A 2,331-nucleotide genomic window follows, 5' to 3' on the forward strand; every position below is an offset into this window, starting at 1 on the left:
GGGTGGCCTCGAGTCCGCCGACCCTGCGCATTTTCAGGTCCATCAACACCACGCGCGGCCGGTGCGCGCGGACCGCGGCCGGAACCTTGTCACCGTCCTCGACATCCGCCACGACGACGATGTCGTCGGTAGCGGAGAAGATGTCGGACACACCGCGTCGCACGAATGGGTCGTCGTCGGCGATCAAGACGGTGATGACGGTGCCTGCGGTCATAGTGACGACAGGGTATTACCCCTCACCGACAACCCCGGCCAGAGGTTTGGACGCGGCTGCTCAGGCGTACCAGGGCAGCCAGCAGTCGACCACGAAATCGTCGCCGAGCGCACCGGCTTCGAGGGTGCCGCCGATGTCGCGGGCCTGCTCAGCCAGTCCGCGCAGGCCGGCACGAGACCCACCGGGCACGTTCGGAGGTTGCGCGCTGAGGTTGTTGCGGATATCGATGCGAATTCCCCGCTCGCTCGCCCCGGTGATCGCGATGCGGATGGTTTGATCGCTCGCGTACTTCTGGGCATTGGTGAGCGATTCCTGCAGCACACGGTAGGTGACGTGCCCCGAAACAGTTCCGACGTCGCCGGGCTGCAGGTCGACAAACAGCGTGGTGTGCAGCCCAGCAGCGCGAGCGGACTGCACGAGGTCGGCGATCCCGTCGATCCCCTGATGCCCACCGGTCCGAGATTCCCTGGCCGTTCCACGCAGCACCCCGACAATGCTCTTGAGCTCGTCGAGTGCCTCGTGCGCGGTGCTGCGAATCATCGACGCGGTGTTGGCGACCTTCTCCGGGTTGTCGGCGCCGGTGACCTGAAGAGCCCCGGCGAACAGTGAGATTCTGCTCAGGCTCGCGGCGAGGGTGTCGTGCATGTCCCTGGCGATCCTGGTTCGTTCCTCCGAACGGATCATCTCGTCCCGCATTTCGTGGGTCTGTTTGGTGGCACGGTCGCGGCTGTGCTCGGCGTCGGCGAGTTCGATCTGCGTGTGCTTGAGAAGCGCGAGTCCGACGACGATTCCCACCAGGACCGCGGCAACCAACCACGGAATCCACAGCGCGATGTCCCAGTCCGGTTTGGGAGCACCGAGCTCCGGTTGCGTCGATCCCATCGTCAGGACGGAGTTGTCGCGGGTGCGGAACGCGTCATAGGTGAGCGAGACTGCGCATGCCAGGAATACGACGGTCGCCGCTGCCACCAGGCGTTGTCCCCGCTCGGTCTTGGCGAGCGCATACAGCACGATCAGCGCTGCGGTGGCATCCGTCGAGAAGAACAGTGGTCCGGCAACAGCCGCCACGAGCACCAGCCAGGGACGCTCATGCCGCCAGACCAGCGCAGCACCGGCCGCGAGGTTCAACACCAAACCGATCGCAAAGTTCCACTCGGCAACGGTGCCCGAGTCCGCGGACAGTCCGAGAGTCATCAGCGAACAGAAAACGCTCAGCGTTACCGCGCCTGTGGTCCAGGCACGACGACGAATGGTCCCAGCTGAGGCGGCGGTCACGAGATGAGGTTACGCAACCACCCGCCCGGTCTGCGATCGCCCGAAAGGACGGGACCGTGAGGATGTCCGACCGAAAGGATGACCGGATCCGACCCTACGAACGAGGCGCGGGACACGGAGTTTCGGGTGAGCTGTGCATCAAGCGAAGCAAACCCGAATCGATGCGGAGGATTTGACATGACCGATCCCGTTCAGCCCTACCAGAATCCATCCCAGCCCACGCCGGCGCCGAAGAAGCGCCGCATCTGGCCGTGGATCGTTGTCGGCGTCCCGATACTCCTGTTCGGTGCATGCTCCATCGCCGTGGTGTCGAGTGTGGGCGGCGACGAGGACACAGCTGTCACCACCAACTCCGGCGAGGAAGACGCGACACCCGACAGCGGTCCCGCCTTTCCGGGCAAGCTCGGCGAGGACACCGCCGCGAACGGAGGCGACACCATCACGCGGGACGGCCTGGCATACACCGTCTCCGCACTCGAGCCCGCGAGCACCATCATCGGCGACTACCTGTGCAGCACCGTCACCATCAAGAATGTCGGCGACAAACAGAACGACTTCAACGGATACACGGACTGGAGCCTCCAAGACACGAATGGCGCTATCCGCGACGCGACATTCGCACCCGATCGCGAACCACTGAACTCGGGGAAGGTCGCGCCCGGCGGTCAAGCCACCGGCAGTGTGTGCTTCGATTCGCGCCAGGGCACACCGTCCGGAACCTACGTCGTGCTGTTCGAGGACACCTTCTCCCTCTCCACGGATCGTTTGGCGTGGGTCAACAATCGTTGACCGCCGAGTCGGCGATTCGCTTGCGGCACGGATAGAGGGTCGAACTCGAATGA

The 2,331-nt window shown here is 64.6% G+C and carries 3 protein-coding genes; 1 reads left to right on the forward strand and 2 read right to left on the reverse strand.

Annotation, left to right across the window (positions count from 1 at the left end):
- Both WAW17_RS29140 and WAW17_RS29145 read right to left on the reverse strand, forming a co-directional pair.
- On the reverse strand, positions 1 to 214 hold a 214-nt coding region (locus WAW17_RS29140; RefSeq protein WP_422336331.1), incomplete at its 3' end, for a response regulator transcription factor.
- Positions 215 to 274: 60 nt separating this feature from the next.
- Positions 275 to 1,489: a sensor histidine kinase gene (locus WAW17_RS29145; protein WP_422336332.1), complete on the reverse strand. Its 1,215-nt coding sequence runs from the start codon at positions 1,487 to 1,489 to the stop codon at positions 275 to 277.
- Between the two features lie 177 nt (positions 1,490 to 1,666).
- Here WAW17_RS29145 and WAW17_RS29150 point away from each other — a divergent pair, with 177 nt between their 5' ends.
- The gene (locus tag WAW17_RS29150; protein ID WP_422336333.1) at positions 1,667 to 2,278 is read left to right on the forward strand and encodes a DUF4352 domain-containing protein; all 612 of its coding nucleotides are present in this window, start codon (positions 1,667 to 1,669) and stop codon (positions 2,276 to 2,278) included.
- Positions 2,279 to 2,331: the final 53 nt, after the last annotated feature.

It is taken from the genome of Rhodococcus sp. (in: high G+C Gram-positive bacteria), from assembly GCF_049286785.1.
Taxonomy (GTDB): Bacteria; Actinomycetota; Actinomycetes; order Mycobacteriales; family Mycobacteriaceae; genus Rhodococcus_F.

Coding starts and splice junctions, on each gene's coding strand:
- WAW17_RS29150 (WP_422336333.1), top strand. CDS start 1,667: ATGACCGATCCCGTTCAGCCCTACCAGAATCCATCCCAGCCCACGCCG.